This window comes from Streptosporangium longisporum, from assembly GCF_039534895.1.
Lineage (GTDB): Bacteria > Actinomycetota > Actinomycetes > Streptosporangiales > Streptosporangiaceae > Streptosporangium > Streptosporangium longisporum.
On the sequence record NZ_BAAAWD010000007.1, the window covers coordinates 778,574 to 795,682 of the forward strand.

Consider the following 17,109-nt stretch of genomic DNA (forward strand, 5'->3'; position numbering starts at 1 on the left):
CTCCTCGCCGGAGAACGCCGCGTCACGCGAACGCGGGGAGGATGTGCCGCCCGAGCCGGGAAACGCCGCGCTACGCGAATGCGGGAACGCCGCTCTTCGCGAATGCGGGAACACCGTGCTGCGCAAATGCGGCAACGCCGCGCTGCGCGAATGTGGGAACGCCGCGCTACGCGAACCGCCAGCGCGTCGCCGTCAGGCCGTCCGCGCCGTAGCCGAACGCGCGGACGGGCGTGATCCGGTAGAAGCCGTACTCGGGAGAGCCGGGAAGGTGGTCCTCGTACACGGAGCCGTCGCGTACCGCCAGCTCCCAGCCGTACTTGGCCTCGAAGGCGGCGGCCACCCGCCGGAGCGTGGCCTCGTCCCGCGCCCGTACGGCCTCACCCTCGACCACCAGGTCGAGGGTCTCGGTGGAGACCGTGACGACGCACCAGGGGTTGCCGGACAGGTTCCTTCCCTTGCGGGACGTCGGGCGGGTCGTGATCCAGGGGGCGTCGTCGGCCCAGACCTGCATCACGGGCATGGCGTGCGCGCGGCCGTCGGGCCGCACGGTCGAGAGCCACACCTTCGGGGCCGACCGCAGGCACTCCCGCCCCTGCTCCCACGGCTTCACCGTCGCCTCGTCCGTGCTGATCGGCGTCGCGTCGGCCTCGCCGAACAGGAGCTCGGCGACGGGGAGGGCGGTGCTCACGCCTCGCGCCCGGCGTACTCGTCGTGCAGGCGCCACCACTCGTAGGGCTCGGTCTGCGGCCGGCCCTCGGGGGAGTCCTCCCAGGTCTCCTGCCTGCCGAGCGGCGTCAGGTCGAGGAAGGTCCAGATGCTGCCGAGCCGCTCGACGCCCCGGCCGGTGGTGAAGTAGGTGCGGTAGACCTCGTCGCCGTCGCGCAGGAAGACGTTCAGCCCGAACCCGTCGCCCGCCCCCATGTCCTCGTTGAAGCCGGTGCCCAGCGACGAGAACCACGGGATCGTCCAGCCCATCCTCTCCTTGAACGGCGTGATCTCCTCCAGCGGGCCGCGGGAGGCCAGCACCAGGGAGGTGTCACGCGCGTGGAGATGGGCCAGGTGGCCGACGTTGTCGGTGAACATCGAGCACCCCGAGCAGAAATGCTCGCCGTCGTTCCACATGAAGCTGTAGACGATGAGCTGACGCCGCCCGTCGAACAGGTCGAGCAGGCTCGCAGGCCCGTCCGGGCCCTGGAACACGTAGTCCTTGCCGACCCGGACCATCGGCATCCTGCGCCGCTCGGCGGCCAGCGCGTCCAGGGCGCGGGTGTGCTCCTTCTCCTTGACCAGCAGTGCCTCCCACGCGGCCTGCCACTCCTGCTCCGAGACGACCTCGGGACCGTTCACGATGGACTCCCCTCCGTACGTTCCCTAAGGGAACTTATAGGGAGAACCTAACAGGTGCCGTCTCCTGAAGGAACCTTTTCGGCCGGACCGGACGTGTGTCGCGGACCCGGCCCCTTTCCCTGACCGGTCCTGGCTCCCGGCCCTGACCGCGGACGCAGGGGTCAGGGCCGGGTGGAGGGCAGGCGCGGGCGCCACCACCGGCGCAGGGGGTTCGCCGGGCCCGCGAAGTGCTGGAACGGTGTCCCGTCCGCCGCCCAGCGATCGAGTTCCTCCCTGCCGAGAAGACGGAGGCGGAAATGTTCCGCCATCTGCCGGGCGTCCGGGGTGAAGGAGCCGTTGGTGACCACCACCGCGTAGTCGGCCCCGTGGACCGGGGCGGCGGTTCCGTTGACCTCGTACATGACCCGCGGTCCCACCCTGGCGCCGGTGGTGGTGTGCTTGCACTGCACCACGACGACGTTCCCGAGACGGTCGCGACCGATGACGTCGGCCGCCCTGTCCCCTCGCCGGCCGACGTGCTCGGCGCGGAGACCGTCACGGATCATGAGATCGCGTACCGCCAGCTCGAAGCCGGTGGGGGACATGGCGTCCAGGTCGGCCAGGGTCAGGCGCAGGGCCCGCAGGCGTTCGGCCCGGCGCCGGTCGGAGACGACCTTCCCTCGCGTCCAGACGGCGATCGCCGCGACGGCGCCCACCCCCACCGGGACGCCCACGTACCAGGTGCCCGGGCCGCCGACGGGGACCGCGGTCAGACGGGCAGTGGCTCCCCTTGCCGGGACTCGGCCCAGACGGGGACGGTCAGCGCGTCACCCACGGCGAGCCGTCCCGGGCGAAGGACGGAGAACTTGGCGCCGAACACCACGACGCCCTTGGCGGTACGGCGGTAGGTGGCCAGGGTCCGGAGGGGTTCGGGACCGGCACCCTCGCCGCTGTCCTGGTCGACCAGTGTGACGGCACACCGGACCGCGAGCTTGGCGTACCCGAGTTCCGCCTCACCGACGACCACCCGGTGGGCGAGGTCCTCCCGATGAGGCTCGTCCCACCCGTCGATCACGATGTTCGGGCGGAACCTGGACATCGGTACCGGGGGCCCGCTCACCCGGCGGTTCAGCTCGTCCAGCGTGGCCCGGGAGAGGATGTGGGCGGCATGGCTGTCGGCGTACCCGGAGGTTCCGGGTGTCAGGCCGTCGGCGGCCCGGTCGTGCTCCGGTGGCACCCGCATCAGCCTGCTCGGCGAGCCGAGCACCGACGACAGCCACTCGGCGGGCGCCTCGCCCTGGTCGATTCCCCGGTACTTCTGGCCGAACAGGTCCACCTCCCGGCGGGGGGCGTCCAGGTCGATGGGGACGTGCAGGTCCTCGAAGCCGGAGGCGCGGAGCGTGAGCCGTTCGCCAGGGGCGTCGACGGACGGCCGGATCACCGCCAGCCGGGGGTCCCGGCGCTGGCTGCGGAACGTCGCGTCCCTGTCGACGACCATGAAGCTGCGGTCGTGGGCCAGGCCCGCACGGGTCAGCACCGTCTCGCCCAGCGGGACACCCGCACAGCCTTTGATCGGATACGAGATCAGTTCGCTGATCACGGCCGTCATCGTCTCTCCCGTCGCGTCGCCCGCACGTCGCGACACTACGGGGACTCCGCACACGGCGCCAGACTCGGCGGCCGTATCTGACACCGTTTTGTGAGGTTCGACCCGTGGCCCCTGGCCGGGGAGCGGGCCCCTGGCCGGGGAGCGGGCCCCGGGGCGGTGACGGCGCCCCGGCCGGTCTCGTACCCGGTGGCACCGCGGTCCCTACCCGGCGTCCGACCGCTTCGCGAGCGCCAGCACCCGCTTGTGCCGGGTGTCCAGGAAGGCGATCACGGCGAAGGCGACGATCATCGCGCCGACGGCCGCGACATAGCACCAGGGGGCGGGCAGGTAGTTCGCGGCGGTCAGCACGTTCGGCCTCCTGTCGGTGTAGAGGCGGAAGACGATCGCCACCGGCCCCTCCCAGACACCCGCGATGAGGACCAGGAGCATCCCCAGCCGGTACCACGCCTCATCCATCGTCGTTCTCCCTTTTCGTGGTCGTGAACGTTACGAACGTATCAATCGCTGTACCTTTTCTAGTTGATCCAGCAGGGGTTATCACGACTTACATCACAGAATATCCACGCCTTTCCGCAGAAATGCGTGATGAAAATCCAAGGGTGATCCCAGCATGTCCCCGCACAGGTCGCACATCTCGTCCCGTGTCGCGTCGAAACGCGGACAGGAACCGGCCGCGATTGTTCGTAGCGTTCCGCCATGACCAACAGCAACCCCATCCTCGTCCTGGGCGGCACCGGCACGGTCGGAAGCCGGGTCGCCGACCGGCTGCGCGACGCCGGTCATGACGTCCGGGTCGCCACCAGGCACGCCGAGTTCCGGTTCGACTGGTCGGCCCCCCGGCACCTGGAGGCCCGCCCTCGAAGGCGTGCGCACCATGTACGTCCTCCTTCCCGAGCGGACCGGCATGCCGGAGTCGTTCATGCCGGAGGCGTACCGGACCGGAGTGCGCAGGGTGGTCCTCCACTCGGACCGCGGCGTCGACATCATGAACGTCACCCCCCTGCAGGAGGCGGAACGACAGGTACGCGAATCCAGGTGTGACTGGACGATCGTGCGTCCCGACTGGTTCGACCAGAACTTCGAGACCTTCTTCCGCGACTCCGTCGTCGACGGGCGCCTGTGCGTGCCCATCGGCTCGACACGCCAGGGCTTCGTGGACGCCGGCGACATCGCCGCCGTCGCGGCCCGGGTCCTGACCCGGGAGGACCACGTCGGGCGGATCCTGCCGCTGACCGGCCCGGAGGCGCTGTCGTTCCCGGAGGCGCTCGACCGCATCCGGGACGCGGGCGGGCCCGCGGTCCACTTCGACGGCACCCCGGACGCCTACCGCGAGTCCCTGGGTGCCGAGGGCGTACCGGAGGAGGTGATCGACACCATGATCGAGAACTTCGCGTCCCTCGCGGCGCAGGGGGACACCGAACCCACCGGGGTCGTGGAGGAGATCCTCGGACGTCCAGGAAAGGACTTCGCCGCCTACGCGCGGGAGGCCGTGGCCGCCGGGGTGTGGAAGAGGCCCTGACCGCACGCCCGCGATCCTCTTCCTCCGGGCCCGGGACGGGTCCCGTCCCGGGCCCGGAAGGAAGCGCGCGCGGCACCGATCGCTGGCAGTGCAAGGCCCTGATCATTACGCTTTTCGCCATGGAGATGCAGCCGGAGTTACGAGCGAGTGACCATGATCGGGAACGGATCGCCGAGATGCTGCGTGTCGCGGCGGGTGACGGGCGCATCAGCATTCAGGAACTGACAGAACGTCTCGACCGGGTGTACGCGTCCCGCACCTTCGGTGAGCTGGACGCCGTCATCGCCGACCTGCCCGAGGGCAGACGTGAGGTAGTACTACCGGACGCTCAGGACGTTCTGCGGCTCCACACCTACACGCGGACGGTCAGGCAGGCCGGGCGGTGGACGGTACCCGCGCGGATCGACGTCGACTGCACCTGGCGCACCGCGGTGATCGACTTCAGGGAGGCGATCTGCCCGCACCGCGAGATCGCCATGCACATGCAGTGCCTTTCCCCCTTCGGGGACATCGTCATCCGTGTCCCTGTCGGCTGGCAGGTGCTCTCCGACGAGGTGACGTCCGGCGGGTGGCTGCCGTTCCGGCGGGTCCACAACAGGCCGCCCGGGCCCCCGTCACCGGACGGAGTGGTGTTGCGGTTGTCCGGCCACACCAGGGGGGACGTCTGGGTGCGGTACCACCGCCCGACCGCCTGACGGTCACCGTTTCAGCGGCCGCCCGGCACGTCGACGAAGGTGGCGCCGATCTCCGTCATCCGCTCGACCGCGTAGGAGGGGTCGATCAGGCCCTCGGGGGTGTGGATCCCCGGCGCCGCGGGTTCGCCGCGCAGGCCGAGGAGCCGTTCGACACCGAGGGCGATGCCGAGTGAGGTCAGGGGGCGCCGGCCCTCGGGGTGCAGGAGGTAGTGGCCGGTGCGGCGCGGCGCACCGGTGAGATCCAGGCCCTCCAGGTCGATCCTGATCTCGGCGGAGGCGGGTCCGCCGCGGCGCCTGCTCGCGGACTCGCCGACGGCGAAGTCGAGGCGGACGTCCGACGCGCCCGTCGCCAGGGCGAGGCTCGGGACGTCCAGGGTGGGAACGGCCTGGCCGGGCAGGAGGACGCCGTCGACGCCCGGGACCTCCGCCTGCGCGTCGGAGCCGGCGAGCCAGGTGAAGACGCCGTCGCGGCGGACGAACCCCGCCGAGGTCGCGGCCATCAGGCGCTGAAGGTCCGCCGTCGCGGCGGGTCCGCCGCTGTCCGTCTCGTCGAGCACGGCGCCGATCCGGATGCTGTCGACCCGGTCGAACCCCCTGGCGAGTTCCAGCACGGCGAGGACGAGGAGCCCGGCATACAGGTGGCCGGCCAGCAGGATCGGTGCGGCGCCGGCCCGCAGGCCGCCCGGGACCACCTCGGGCGCGACCTCCACCATGCCGCTGGAGATGCCGATGTACGGCAGCCCGCGGTCCTGCGCGTAACGGAGCCCGTTCAGGTGGTCGTCCCACACGGCCGCGACGACCGCCGAGTGGTCGTGGCCGGGCGGAAGACCGAGGTCGCCGCGTCGCAGATCGATGGTCGTGGCCGTCGCTGTGCCGAGCCGGTCGGCGACACGCCGCGCGCGATCGAGGTCGCGGCCCGCGATCGTCAGCGGCAGCGCCGGGTGCCACCGGCGCAGCACGGCGGCGGCCCCCGAGCCCGCCTGGCCAGATCCCCCCATGATCAGTACGGATTTCGCGTGTTCCACCGCAGAGGTCCGCCGGTCGCCGTCTCCCGCACCGCACCGCACCGACGACGCTTTGTGCTCACCGGCGTTCACACGACGGTGCGGACCACTCCGGCAACGTCCGGCCGTTCTCCAGGTACAGCGGGTGGCCGATGCTGCGGGCGGTGACGGCGGCCGTGACGCAGGTGGTGAGCCGTTCGATCAGGAGGCCGGGTAGTTCCTCGACGGGGTGGAAGTCGTAGCCGGCCAGCTCGTCGGCTCCGAGCCGGATGCTGTCGCGCAGGGCCGGGCTGAGAATCCCGCCGTCGAAGAGGAACAGGATCTCGTCGCCCTCTTCATGGCGGGACGGCCAGTCGACCACGAGGAGGCCGCCGATCGGCGGCTGGATGCCGAGTTCTTCCCGGACCTCGCGTACGCAGGCCTGGAACGGGGTCTCACCGGGCTCGATGTAGCCGCCGGGGACGTCGTGACAGTCCTTGTAGTGGGGGTCGACCAGCAACAGGCGGCCGTGGTCGTCGAAGAAGAGCGCCCCGGCCGCGGCGTGAGGGCTGGCCATGGGCGGAGCCCCTTGTTCGGTCATGGTGCCTACGGTACGGGAAGCACCTGGTGTGACGATCGCTCAGGTCACGTGCGGACGGCGGGCGATATCGGTGAACCGGTGGCCGGGTCCGCCTCCTGACGACGGACCCGGTTCGGGACGGCGACGGCGGACCTGCCCCGTGCGAGGTGCCGGCCCGAAGCTCCGCGGGACTCGGAAAATCCGGGCTCACCTGAAGAACGGGGTCCTGGGCATCCCGCGACGGCAGGGCGGTCCGGCGCCGCGGGCGTGCTAGTCGTCGTCCTGCTCGACGGCTTCCCACAGGAAGGCGCTGCTGCCGGTGATCTGGCTGCTGCGGGAGTCGAACGTCGCCGAGCCGTTCACCGCGTCGTCGTCCTCGGCCGCCGTCACGGTGAGAGGCTGAGGGACGTCCCAGTTGTCCGGGGTGAAGGTCAGCGGCGGCCCGGCGGACAGGCTCGTGTCGCCGTAGACCCGCGCGGTTCCCACGATGACGTTGCCCGGGGGCCGCTGGCTGAGCCGTACCTGGACGCTCGCCGTGCCGCCCTCGGGCACCGTGAGGTCGGAGGGGGAGATGAGGATCCGCAGCCGCGGGGGTGAGGGCGAGGGGCTGGGTGAGGGGGTGGGACTCGGCACCAGCTTGACCGTGCACGGCACACCGTTGAGGGCGAAGTCCGTCGGCGGCGGGTTGCTGCCGGTCCAGGTTCCGTTGAAGCCGATGCCGAAGGTCTTCCCGGAGGGGACCGATCCGCCCCAGGTGGGGTTTCTGGCGGTGACCAGCGGGCCGCTCTGGCTCCACTGCGCGCTGAAGCCGGTGGTGATCCGCTGGGTGCCCGGGAACGTGAAGGTCAGCGCCCAGCCCGAGAGCGGGTCTCCGGTGTTGGTGATGTCGATGAAGGCGGTGAAGCCGCCCGACGAGGTGCCCCAGGTGTGCGAGGTGTAGGTCACGGCGCAACCGGCCGCCGCGTCGGCGGAGGCGGCCGCAGTGCCCATGACGGCCCCGGTCCCGGCCGCGAGGAGCGCGGTGGCCGCGGCCGATGTCAGAACCCTGTTCCGTAACGAGCCCTTACCGAGTCCCACGAATGATCATCCTCCCGTTGAGGCACCCCGTCGGCCGCCGCCCGTCACGCCGGCGGTTCCAGGTTCGGACGGTTCCCGGAGGATGTACAGACACCGCCGTCGCCGCACGGCCGCCGCCTCCCCGGGGCCCGTACCAGGGCCTGGGCGGGGGCCTTGAAGACCTCGGGAAACGCCGCCCTCGCACCCGCCGCCCAGGTGGGGCGGCAGACGGAACCGGGTGAAAGTTTCACCTGGCGCCGACGACCCGAACCAGGAAGACCGGCCGACAGAGATCATTCCCCGGCCTGGAAACGGTCTGCGTGCTCGTCCGCCCACCGTGTGAACGTACGTGCCGGACGGCCCGTCACCCGTGCGACCGTGTCGTCCACGGTCGTGGAGGAATCACTGGGCTCGGCATACCAGCCGACGACATACTCGGCGTCCGCCCGGGACACGCCGGTGGCCATCAGCCGGTCGATCGCCTGTTCGTGCGTTATCGGCTCGAAGGCGATGTCGCGGCGGACAGCCCGGGACAGGATCGCGATCCGCTCACGTGGGGTCAGCGCTTCAGGTCCGGTGAGGTTGTAGGACCGCCCCGCGTGGCCGTCGTCGAGCAGTGCGACGGCTGCCACGGCCGCGATGTCGGCCTCGTGCACCAGCGCGCTGGGAAAGTCGTACGGTTCTCGGACCACTCCTTCGGCTCGGATCGACTCGGCCCAGCTCAACGTGTTGGACATGAACTCCTGTGCTTCCAGGCGTGTCCACTCCACGCCTGAGTCCGCCACCGCCTGCTCGACCGGGCCCACCCAGCCGCCCCACAGCACGGTGATGCGCCGGACGCCCGTGGCGACCGCCCGCTGGACCAGCTCGGGCCCGACCTCGGCCAGCCCCGCCGTCACCGTGATGTGCAGCCGGTCGACGCCGTGGAGTGCGGCGTCCAGCTTCTCCGGTGTGGTGTGCGTGCCGGCCACCAGCTCCACCTCGGCCGGAAATCTTCCCGCGTTCGCCGCCGGGTCTCGGCTCAGGGCCCGAACCCGCTCTCCTCGGCGGACCAGCTCTGCCACGACGTGCCGGCCGGTGTTCCCGGTGGCACCTGTCACCAAGGTCGTCACAGTCGAGTCCCTAGATCGTCTTGTCCGGATGAGTCACCGACGAGCCTAGAAACTCAACCGCACTCGAGGTCAAGAAGTCCGCCCGGCCACCGGCGTGCCCATCGGTCCAGCTGCTCACCTGGCACCCTGAGCCGCCGGGGCCACGTCGCCCCGGACACAGGCGCTCACACGGCACCCCCGGCATCCTCTGATGCTTCGTGCCCTCACCCGCACCGCCTCCGTGTCAGGCGCAGCCCGCCAGGAGTTCCGCGAGGCGTTCGGCGGGGATGTGAGCGGGAGTCCGGCACCGCGGGGTTTCGGCTGCCGCCGTTCGGTATCGGTCGTTGCCGAAAGGGTGCCGCCCCTACCGCAGCAGCTCGGAGATCCGCGCCTGGTCCTGGTCCGAGGCGGTGAAGGTGACGAGTTTCTGCTCGGTTGCGTCGGCGACCTGAAGCACGACGTGGCGCACCTCGAACTCACCGAGCGCCGGATGGTACAGCCGCTTGGTGCCGGAGCCCAGAGGCGCGACTTTGTGCTGCGGCCACCAGTCCCTCACCTCGGGGCTCGCCGCGTGCAGGCGATCGAGCAACGTGCCGAAGCCGGGGTCACCCGGGTGCCGTGCCGCGGCCGTGCGGAACCGGCCGAGCAGCGCGGACGCCTCGCCCGGCCAGTCGACCATGATCTTCCGGGCTTCGGGATCGGTGAACATCCACCAGAGCATGTTGCGGGCCTCCGGCGGGCGGGCCGGCCAGTCGGTCCACAGCGCCCGGGCGGCCCGGTTGGAGGCCAGCACGTCCCAGCACCGGCCGGTGACGTAGGCCGGGCACGGATCGAGCCGGTCGACGAGCGAGACGACGCCGGGCGAGAGCGATTCGACGACCGCGGGTGTCCCGGTGGGCGGGGCGCCGTGGACGAGCTCGTGGAGATGGCTCCGCTCGGCGGCGTCGAGGCGCAGCGCCGCTGAGAGCGCGTCGAGCACCTGGCGCGACGGACGCACCTCGCGGCCCTGCTCCAGGTAGGTGTAGTACGTCGAGGAGATGGCCGCGAGCTGGGCCACCTCTTCGCGGCGCAGTCCGCGGGTCCGGCGCCGGGTCCCCGCGGGCAGGCCGACGTCGGCGGGCTGAAGTCGCTCACGGCGGGAACGCAGCAGGTCCCCCAGCTCTCTCGCCCGGATCGCGGAGTGAGACATCCTGGCACTTCCATTACTAGGAACAATGACCTGTGGATACCAGGATAAGCCGCGGCTACGTTGCCCTCATGAACGTCATGAGCACACGAACCCTCGGGCCGGAAGGTCTCACCGTCTCGGCGGTCGGCCTCGGCTGTATGGGCATGTCCCAGGGCTACGGGGCGGCCGACGACACCGAGTCGATCGCCACCCTGCACCGGGCCGTCGACCTGGGCGTCACCTTCCTGGACACCGCCATGAGCTACGGCCGCGGCCACAACGAGCGGCTGCTCGGCCGGGCGCTCGCCGGACGCCGCGACAAGGTGGTCGTGGCCACCAAGTTCGGGATCGTCCGCGACGACGACGGCGTACGGGTCGACGGCCGGCCCGAGAACGTCCGCGCCTACTGCGAAGCGTCACTGTCCCGCCTCGGCGTCGACCACATCGACCTGTACTACCAGCACCGCGTCGACCCGCAGGTGCCGATCGAGGAGACCGTCGGCGCGATGGCCGAGCTGGTCGCCGAGGGCAAGGTCCGCCATCTCGGGCTGTCCGAGGCGAGCCCAAGCGAGCTCGAACGGGCGGCCGCCACCCACCCGATCAGCGCGGCGCAGTACGAATGGTCGCTGTGGTGGCGCGACATCGAGGACGACGTACTGCCCACGGCCCGGCGGCTGGGCATCGGGCTGGTCCCCTACAGCCCGCTCGGCCGGGGCTTCCTGACCGGCGCCGTCACCGCGGACACCTTCGAGGCCGGCGACCTCCGCGGCGGCGACCCGCGGTTCCAGGGCGAGAACCTGGAGCGCAACCGGGCGCTCGTCGCCGAGGTGCGCCGGCTGGCCGCCGAGCGCGAGGTGACCCCGGCTCAGCTGGCTCTCGCCTGGCTGCTGGCGCAGGGCGACGACGTCGTCCCGATCCCCGGGACCCGGCGCGCCGAGCGTATGGCCGAGAACGCCAGGAGCGCCGAGATCGTGCTGTCCCCCGCCGATCGCGACCTGCTGGAGGCGGCCGTGCCCCGGGCGGCCTGGTCGGGAGACCGCCGGGCGTTCGCCGCCCACCGCACCGTCCGGACCCCGGCGTGACAGGGCCGTACGCCTTTGCGGCCGGTGGGGCGGCCTCCCGTTCGGCGAGGACGGGTACGTCGTCCCCGGCGACGAGAAGCCCGCCGTCCAGGCCTGTTGCCGTGTTCTACAGCAGGGGCGTCTTCGAGGTCGGCCCACGGCACGGCGGGCGGTGTCCTCGACAACGGCTTGCTCGGGGGTCTCTCCGGCGAACGCACGTACGGCGTCCATGTCGGTGAAGAAGGTGATGGAGGTGAACATCACCTCGTCGGCGTCTTGGCGGAGCAGACGTGCTCCGGAGAAGCCGGCCACATGCCGGAGGTGCTCGGCGACCTCGGATTCGTAGTGGCGCTGATAGTCGTTCGCCGTTTCCGCCGAAGCCCATCCCAGCCATGTGCGCGCGATCATCGACGCTGTACCCGGACCTTCCTGTGATCTGCTGCCGGCCGACTGACCTGGTATCACGCCGCCTTGTCGTCAGTGTCGGCGGTTTCCCGCTCGACCATTTTGTCGCACTCGAAGCGCGCCCCGGCGCGGACGAGTGCGACGAACTGTGGCGCGTCCACCGCGCGCCGGCGGGCCTGGGCGGACTCGATGAGCGTGAACGCCATGACCGGTGGCATATGGCTGCTTTCGCCTACCTGTGACTGCCTGACGGGTTCGAGCTGCGGGCAAGCAAAAGACCAGGTCAGCGTGTGGATGACCTGGCCTTGGCAGCGCACCCTGCAGGATTCGAACCTGCGACCGTCGGATTAGAAGTGGAACGCTGCTTCTCGGCTTGGCGATACGCTGACCTGCCGGTAAATCAAGTGATCTTCATTTGACAGGGAGGCCAATCCGCACATGTTCCGGATCTTGAAAAGCGCCTTGTGCGAGATTAACGGCAGGCGACTTCCTTTCAAGGGCGGCGAAAGTACCGGCCGATGTCAGGCCACCTCATCACGAACCACCATTTGATGCTCTGCAGCCTCTGCCGCCTGCTCAACCAACCTGGTAGACGGGAATGCGGGATGAAGATCCATACGTCGGCGACGATGCTGTCCGCATGTTCGCGAACCACAAGGTCCAGGTCGCGCAGAAGCGGCCGGAGGATTTCCAGCGTCACGTCATCGATCTCACCGGTACGGCGGACCATGTGCGACACGGCGGTCAACCCCTGGCAGCGAAGCTGCCGTTTGTCGGAGGCGATGGCTCTGCGAGCCCGGGAAGCGATGACCTCGGCGTCGTCATGACACAGGGACAACCCGATCACGGCCACCCCGACCAGAGGATCACCTCGATTGAAGGCCGTGTCGACCTCGTCGGCGCACCCCTTCGGGTCGTGCGGAATGTTTCCCCAATCCACCCGGTCTCCCAATTACGCGATCTTCACCTGCGCCCGTTCGCTTGAAAGCGCTGCCCGGATACAGCCACGGGGTTGGAGTAATCGGCGTTCCAGCACCAAGAGGGTTCGTTGCCCTCCACGCTTGATCCTCTCATCAGAGGCCGGTTCCATCGGAGCACCCCTGATCACGAATTTGTATCCGTCCCGTCCCCGGAGTTTGAGCGTCTCGCCTGGATGCCGATCTTTCGGACGCCGGTGATCATCGGTCATGACGTCCGCCCTGGACACCGTGTCCATCTGCATCGCCCGAAAGCGAAACGGACCCCATCAAGGCCTGGCGCTGGGCTCCCGAACGACCGGCATGATCATTGCCAGCCATGTGCTGCGCCGGTCGCCAGGACTCCGCCCGTTTGATCTGTCCGACTCGGTTCGTGGTCACCCGGCCGGGCGGATTCGGGCGACTCTCACGCACAGCCCTCGTGTGAGGCTGAGCACTGTGCGTACGCTGCCTCCGTGAACAGAGACGCGCTCGCCGGCCTCCTCGCCGGAACGGGAGAGGCCGGCCATGCGTGCCGCCGATCACTCATGGCCGGAGCGCACTTCACGATCTGGCCAGGCCTCGTCCCGACATCTGAGTTGATCAGTATTTACCGGCGGCGCGCACGCCACACCCGCCGCAAGAACATACCGACCCTCGGCTTCGACGAGGCAATCCTCAACCTCGAAGCCTGCGGACTTGAGCACCTCAACCTCGGTATCGTCCCAAGCACCCCGTCCGCCTACCACTTCCAGCTCTTCCTGTCACCTGACTCCTCACGCGTGGTGGCCTGCCTCGGTGTCGGCCGAAACCCCTGACCGCGTCCCGGGCGCCACCCCGCCGACGCTCCCGCGAGCATTCGCAGATCCTTTAGGGTCGGTGCGTGCGCATCAGCCAACATGCCTACTTCGCCCTGCGAAGCACGACCATGACACCCGCGCAGATCACCGCCCGCATCGGACTGGAACCGGATGAGGTCACGCTACGCGGCAGCCGGTCGGCGGATCCGCCACGCCCCATCGCGTACGCCTGGAAGATCGTGTGCCGCGAGCCGGCACTGACGGTCGATGAGATGATCACTCGTCTGCTGGATCGAGCCGAACCCTTCAGCCACACCATCGCCCTCCTGGTACAGGAGCTGGACCAAGAGGATGACGACTGCGGTTCTTCCGCTGTTCTGCAGGTGGTCCGTCACCTCGATGACGAGGACGGCGAGGAAGAAGATCTCACCTCTCCGCCCGGTTTCGAGAAGATCACCGGTCAGCACCAGTTACTCGGCTGGCATCTGGATCGCCGGGTACTGGCCTTCCTGACCACCACCGGCGCTGAACTGGACGTGGACGAATACGGGTGACCCTCGCCGAGAGGGAGTGATCCTCCCTCACCCGGGAGAGGGTGACCGTAAGCTGCATGCTGCTCTAGCAGTTTTCAAGAGGGCTGGGTTCCGAGCAGCGGAGGGGCCTCCCAGCAGGGCGAGCAGTCCATCATGGAGATCAGTCTCCGAAGATCATCCCGTGTATATCCCGCGGCAGTCACCACCAAAGTCATGGTCATCACACCAGATAATGAAGTATGTCTCGACTTTCTGAGGATGTCCGCGCCAGCCTGCGCCTCTTTGCGTTCTACCTGGCCAACGGCACCATCGACATGGAGCTGTTGGAGGACATCGACTACCGGCCAGCCCTGATGGAGTTCGGTTCGCCGTTGGAGATGGTGTTCACGATCTTCACCAATGTGCTTGAGGTAGATGAGAACGGCATGGTCACCAACGAGGGGAACGCTCAGAGGCGGGCAGCCCAGTGGATCCGCCACCACTGTGACCCGTCTTACGAGGTCGACCCGCCGTTCCAAGCATGGGAGACCGAACTCATCGGCCCTTGACCATCGGCTGTCCATTGCTTTGCCGTGGAACGGCGCGCGCTACTTTCCATACGCTCCGGCCACGGCGGGCCCGATGTCGGCCGGCAAGTGCCTGGCAGCCAGCGCTACCGCCTCCTCCGGGCTGGCGGTTTCCCCCAGCACCGGTCCATACGCAGACGCCTTGACGACGTAGCCGCCTCTGCCGACTTGCAGACACACCACGTCGGGTGAGAACGGTGAACCCGTGGTCGTCGAGAATCGCAGTAACCAGTGGCTCACGTACGGAAACAACTGCCGTAGCCTAGGATCTGCGTAGGCAGCTTCGACCAGCACGCGATATTCGGGCCATGGTGCCTCTTCCGCGTCCTGTCGCACCCATTCCCACTGCACTGACACCAGATGTGCCGGCCCCTGCTCGGCAGCCTTGAGGCGCCTAGCAGATTCCGGACAGTCGGCTGCATAAGCTGACAGAAGTCTGGAAGAGGTAGGCACGTGACGAGACGTCGCAGGCAGTTCTCACCCGAGTTCAAGGAAGAAGCCGTCCGTATGGTGCTGGAGGGTGATCGCACAGTCGCGGCGGTGGCCCGGGAGTTCGGCATCAACGCCAGCACCTTGGGCAGTTGGGTGACTCGGCATCGGGTTGTGCACGGCCCAGATGAGCAGCCGGTCTCCGGGCCGGAGCGGGCCCGGATCCGGGAGCTGGAGCGAGAGAACGCCGAGCTGCGAGAGAAGCTGGCGTTCTTGAAAAAAGCAGCCGCCTTCTTCGCGGCCGAGAGTCGATGACGCTCGCCAAGTACGAGCTGATCGATGCGGAGAAGGCCCACCACGCCATCGCCCGGATGTGCACCTGGCTGAACGTGTCCCGCTCGGGCTACTACGAATGGCGCGAGCGGCCGGCCTCGGCCACCGCGCAACGCCGCGCGTTGCTCACCCAGCTGGCCGCCGAGGTCTTCGCCGACTCGCACGAAACCTATGGCTACCGGCGGGTCCACGCCGCCCTGCTGCGCCGGGGCGAGCACTGCTCGGCCGAACTGGTCCGCGCGTTGATGCGCACCCAGGGCCTGGTCCCGGCCCAGGTGCGGGCGTTTCGGCCCACCACCACCGTTCAGGGCGACTTTCGCGGCATCCCCGACCTACTCGGCCGCGACTTCACCGCAACCCGGCCGGGCACCAAGCTGGTCGGCGACATCACCTATATCCGCACCTGGGAGGGCTTTTTGTATCTGGCCACCGTGATCGACTGCCACAGCAAAGCGGTCCTAGGCTGGGCGATGGCCGACCACTACCGCACCGACCTGATCAAGGCCGCGATCCAGATGGCCGCCGGCACCGGCCTGCTCCAGCCCGGAGCCATATTCCACGCCGATCGCGGCTCGAACTACACCAGCAACGAGTTCGGCCGTTTCCTGGCCGGGTTGGACATCCGCCGCTCGGTCGGCCGCACCGGGGTCTGCTACGACAACGCGATGGCCGAGTCGTTCTTTGCCGCGCTCAAGAACGAATGGCTGCACCGCTTCGTCTTCACCACCCGGGCCAAGGCAAGACGGCAGGTCATCCGCTACATCGAAGGGTTCTACAACCGCCGGCGCCTGCATTCGGCGCTCGGCTACCGGCCGCCCCTGGAAGTACTCAACGAGTCCCTTTCAACCCCAGCAGCCGCATAGGCTACGCCCATAAGACGGCTGTCCGGAATCGCCGTGGCCCCTCACCTCGGCTAGATAGGTCAGTTCGACGAAGGGTGCCGATTGCCGAATATCGCATAGCGGGGTCCCGTGTCGCCACTCCCGCGCGACCTTGGCAACCTCAGACAGCTCCCGCGTCTGACCTGAGATCAAAGGTGTGCCTTGGCCCCAGCCGTTGATCAGCCAGTATCGATTGATGTGGCCGGCACTGACACCGAGGGCTTCGCGAAGCGGCGTCGCGCTAGGAACGCTGGCATAAAGCAGTGAGCCTTTTTCATCCTGAGTAGCGGCCCTCTTCGACGAGTTGCAGAACGAGGATCGCCTGTACGAGCGCGGTCGCGCGATGCGGACAGCAGCGCAGCTTGGTCAGCACCCTCCAAGACTTCAAGGTCGCGACGGCGCGTTCACCGATGGCTCGGATACGGGCATGAGAGCGGTTGACGTCCCTCTGGGCGCGTGACAGCCAGGGGCGATGGCGGTGCCGTTTGAACGGCGTGCGGATCGTGCCGCCCGCACCCTGGTAGCCCTTATCCGCGAAAGTCTTCACACCGACGCCGGCCAGGGCGTCGATCAGGCCAACCGTCCGGGCCGCGGTCACGTCGTGGACGGCGCCCGGCAGAGCAGGTGAGGCCCACACCAGCCGTCCCACAGGATCGGTCAGCAGTTGGACGTTCATCCCGTGCTGTTTGTGTTTCCCGCTGTAGTACGGCCGTTCGTCGGTGACGCGATCGATGGGAATGAGCGTGCCGTCCATGATGGTGTAGGCCAGCGGGGATGCGCGCTTGGCGGCGGCGTGCACGTCGTCGGCCAAAGTGGCCAGAAGATCGACGCTTTCGTGGATGTAGCGCCAGGCCGTGGTGGTGCCGATGGCGAAGCCGGCGGCCAGGCGGGCGTAGGTGTCGCCGTTGCGCAGGTGTGCCAGTACCAGGAGCGCTTGCCGGGACGGGTCTAACCGTCGCCATCGGCAGCGGCGTTCGATACGTCGCGTCCGGATGAGTTCGGCGAGGCGGGCCAGGGTGTGGTTGGACAGCGGAATCGAGGCACGGTAAGACAGCAACGAGGCTCCCGGTTGGGGCATCGGATCTTGGTCGACTGCTGTCTTAGACCGTGACTCATTT

22 protein-coding genes and 1 pseudogene are annotated in these 17,109 nt (G+C 68.8%); 8 read left to right on the top strand and 15 right to left on the bottom strand.

Annotation, left to right across the window (positions count from 1 at the left end; genetic code table 11):
* Positions 1–166: 166 nt before the first annotated feature.
* The 6 genes from ABD832_RS16480 to ABD832_RS16505 form a co-directional block, all read right to left on the bottom strand.
* Positions 167–688, bottom strand: coding sequence for a pyridoxamine 5'-phosphate oxidase family protein (locus ABD832_RS16480; protein ID WP_344895414.1), 522 nt, complete (start codon positions 686–688; stop codon positions 167–169).
* Positions 685–1,347 carry a DUF899 domain-containing protein gene (locus tag ABD832_RS16485; protein WP_344895417.1) on the bottom strand — a complete coding sequence of 221 codons (663 nt, stop codon included), beginning with the start codon at positions 1,345–1,347 and terminating at the stop codon, positions 685–687. Before ABD832_RS16485 ends, ABD832_RS16480 begins: the two co-directional genes overlap by 4 nt.
* A gap of 161 nt (positions 1,348–1,508) precedes the next feature.
* A complete protein-coding gene (locus tag ABD832_RS16490; protein WP_344895420.1) occupies positions 1,509–2,060 on the bottom strand; it encodes a restriction endonuclease in 552 nt (183 codons plus the stop codon).
* A 35-nt stretch (positions 2,061–2,095) separates the two neighbouring features.
* Positions 2,096–2,935, bottom strand: coding sequence for an MOSC domain-containing protein (locus tag ABD832_RS16495; protein ID WP_344895423.1), 840 nt, complete (start codon positions 2,933–2,935; stop codon positions 2,096–2,098).
* A 201-nt stretch (positions 2,936–3,136) separates the two neighbouring features.
* A complete protein-coding gene (locus tag ABD832_RS16500; RefSeq protein WP_344895425.1) occupies positions 3,137–3,391 on the bottom strand; it encodes a hypothetical protein in 255 nt (84 codons plus the stop codon).
* Positions 3,392–3,484: 93 nt separating this feature from the next.
* A complete protein-coding gene (locus ABD832_RS16505) occupies positions 3,485–3,811 on the bottom strand; it encodes a hypothetical protein (RefSeq protein WP_344895427.1) in 327 nt (108 codons plus the stop codon).
* Here ABD832_RS16505 and ABD832_RS42155 point away from each other — a divergent pair.
* From ABD832_RS42155 to ABD832_RS16515, 3 genes are all read left to right on the top strand, one after another.
* A complete protein-coding gene (locus ABD832_RS42155) occupies positions 3,701–3,976 on the top strand; it encodes a hypothetical protein (protein ID WP_425582603.1) in 276 nt (91 codons plus the stop codon). The two genes, ABD832_RS16505 and ABD832_RS42155, sit on opposite strands and share 111 nt — an antisense overlap.
* Positions 3,921–4,454 carry a Rossmann-fold NAD(P)-binding domain-containing protein gene (locus ABD832_RS16510; RefSeq protein WP_425582599.1) on the top strand — a complete coding sequence of 178 codons (534 nt, stop codon included), beginning with the start codon at positions 3,921–3,923 and terminating at the stop codon, positions 4,452–4,454. The genes ABD832_RS42155 and ABD832_RS16510 overlap by 56 nt, the downstream gene beginning before the upstream one ends.
* A gap of 119 nt (positions 4,455–4,573) precedes the next feature.
* Positions 4,574–5,149 carry a DUF1707 SHOCT-like domain-containing protein gene (locus ABD832_RS16515; protein WP_344895431.1) on the top strand — a complete coding sequence of 192 codons (576 nt, stop codon included), beginning with the start codon at positions 4,574–4,576 and terminating at the stop codon, positions 5,147–5,149.
* Between the two features lie 11 nt (positions 5,150–5,160).
* Here ABD832_RS16515 and ABD832_RS16520 read toward each other — a convergent pair whose 3' ends face one another.
* From ABD832_RS16520 to ABD832_RS16540, 5 genes are all read right to left on the bottom strand, one after another.
* Complete coding sequence (locus ABD832_RS16520) at positions 5,161–6,147, bottom strand: hypothetical protein (RefSeq protein WP_344895433.1); 987 nt, start codon at positions 6,145–6,147, stop codon at positions 5,161–5,163.
* Between the two features lie 85 nt (positions 6,148–6,232).
* Complete coding sequence (locus ABD832_RS16525; RefSeq protein WP_344895435.1) at positions 6,233–6,733, bottom strand: NUDIX domain-containing protein; 501 nt, start codon at positions 6,731–6,733, stop codon at positions 6,233–6,235.
* Between the two features lie 249 nt (positions 6,734–6,982).
* Positions 6,983–7,789: a cellulose binding domain-containing protein gene (locus tag ABD832_RS16530; protein ID WP_344895437.1), complete on the bottom strand. Its 807-nt coding sequence runs from the start codon at positions 7,787–7,789 to the stop codon at positions 6,983–6,985.
* Positions 7,790–8,061: 272 nt separating this feature from the next.
* Complete coding sequence (locus tag ABD832_RS16535) at positions 8,062–8,880, bottom strand: NmrA family NAD(P)-binding protein (RefSeq protein ID WP_344895439.1); 819 nt, start codon at positions 8,878–8,880, stop codon at positions 8,062–8,064.
* Between the two features lie 343 nt (positions 8,881–9,223).
* The gene (locus ABD832_RS16540; protein ID WP_344895441.1) at positions 9,224–10,048 is read right to left on the bottom strand and encodes a helix-turn-helix transcriptional regulator; all 825 of its coding nucleotides are present in this window, start codon (positions 10,046–10,048) and stop codon (positions 9,224–9,226) included.
* A gap of 77 nt (positions 10,049–10,125) precedes the next feature.
* Here ABD832_RS16540 and ABD832_RS16545 point away from each other — a divergent pair, with 77 nt between their 5' ends.
* Positions 10,126–11,109, top strand: a complete 984-nt coding sequence (locus tag ABD832_RS16545) for an aldo/keto reductase (protein ID WP_344895444.1) — start codon at positions 10,126–10,128, stop codon at positions 11,107–11,109.
* Between the two features lie 440 nt (positions 11,110–11,549).
* Here ABD832_RS16545 and ABD832_RS16550 read toward each other — a convergent pair.
* A pseudogene (locus tag ABD832_RS16550) lies at positions 11,550–11,699 on the bottom strand (IS256 family transposase); the annotation flags it as partial.
* Positions 11,700–11,986: 287 nt separating this feature from the next.
* The gene (locus ABD832_RS16555; RefSeq protein ID WP_344895446.1) at positions 11,987–12,433 is read right to left on the bottom strand and encodes a hypothetical protein; all 447 of its coding nucleotides are present in this window, start codon (positions 12,431–12,433) and stop codon (positions 11,987–11,989) included.
* A gap of 492 nt (positions 12,434–12,925) precedes the next feature.
* On the opposite strand from ABD832_RS16555, the gene ABD832_RS16560 reads away from it, so the two are divergent.
* The 3 genes from ABD832_RS16560 (at position 12,926) to ABD832_RS16570 (ending at position 14,330) form a co-directional block, all read left to right on the top strand.
* Complete coding sequence (locus ABD832_RS16560; protein WP_344895449.1) at positions 12,926–13,267, top strand: hypothetical protein; 342 nt, start codon at positions 12,926–12,928, stop codon at positions 13,265–13,267.
* A gap of 65 nt (positions 13,268–13,332) precedes the next feature.
* Positions 13,333–13,803 carry a DUF4279 domain-containing protein gene (locus ABD832_RS16565; RefSeq protein ID WP_344895451.1) on the top strand — a complete coding sequence of 157 codons (471 nt, stop codon included), beginning with the start codon at positions 13,333–13,335 and terminating at the stop codon, positions 13,801–13,803.
* A 218-nt stretch (positions 13,804–14,021) separates the two neighbouring features.
* Entirely contained in the window at positions 14,022–14,330 is a 309-nt protein-coding gene (locus ABD832_RS16570) for a DUF7677 family protein (RefSeq protein WP_344895453.1), read from the top strand.
* Between the two features lie 39 nt (positions 14,331–14,369).
* On the opposite strand, the gene ABD832_RS42160 is transcribed toward ABD832_RS16570, so the two are convergent.
* Complete coding sequence (locus ABD832_RS42160; protein ID WP_425582600.1) at positions 14,370–14,801, bottom strand: DUF6193 family natural product biosynthesis protein; 432 nt, start codon at positions 14,799–14,801, stop codon at positions 14,370–14,372.
* Here ABD832_RS42160 and ABD832_RS16575 point away from each other — a divergent pair.
* Positions 14,802–15,973 (top strand): IS3 family transposase gene (locus tag ABD832_RS16575; RefSeq protein ID WP_413224990.1). Its coding sequence is split into 2 segments (ribosomal slippage): positions 14,802–15,054 and positions 15,054–15,973, totalling 1,173 coding nucleotides; the frame shifts between segments, so codons are not numbered across the junction. It begins immediately after the preceding gene.
* 292 nt (positions 15,974–16,265) lie between these two features.
* Here the strand turns inward: ABD832_RS16575 and ABD832_RS16580 are convergent.
* On the bottom strand, positions 16,266–17,048 hold the full coding sequence (locus ABD832_RS16580) for a transposase family protein (protein WP_344895456.1): 783 nt from the start codon (positions 17,046–17,048) through the stop codon (positions 16,266–16,268).
* Positions 17,049–17,109: the final 61 nt, after the last annotated feature.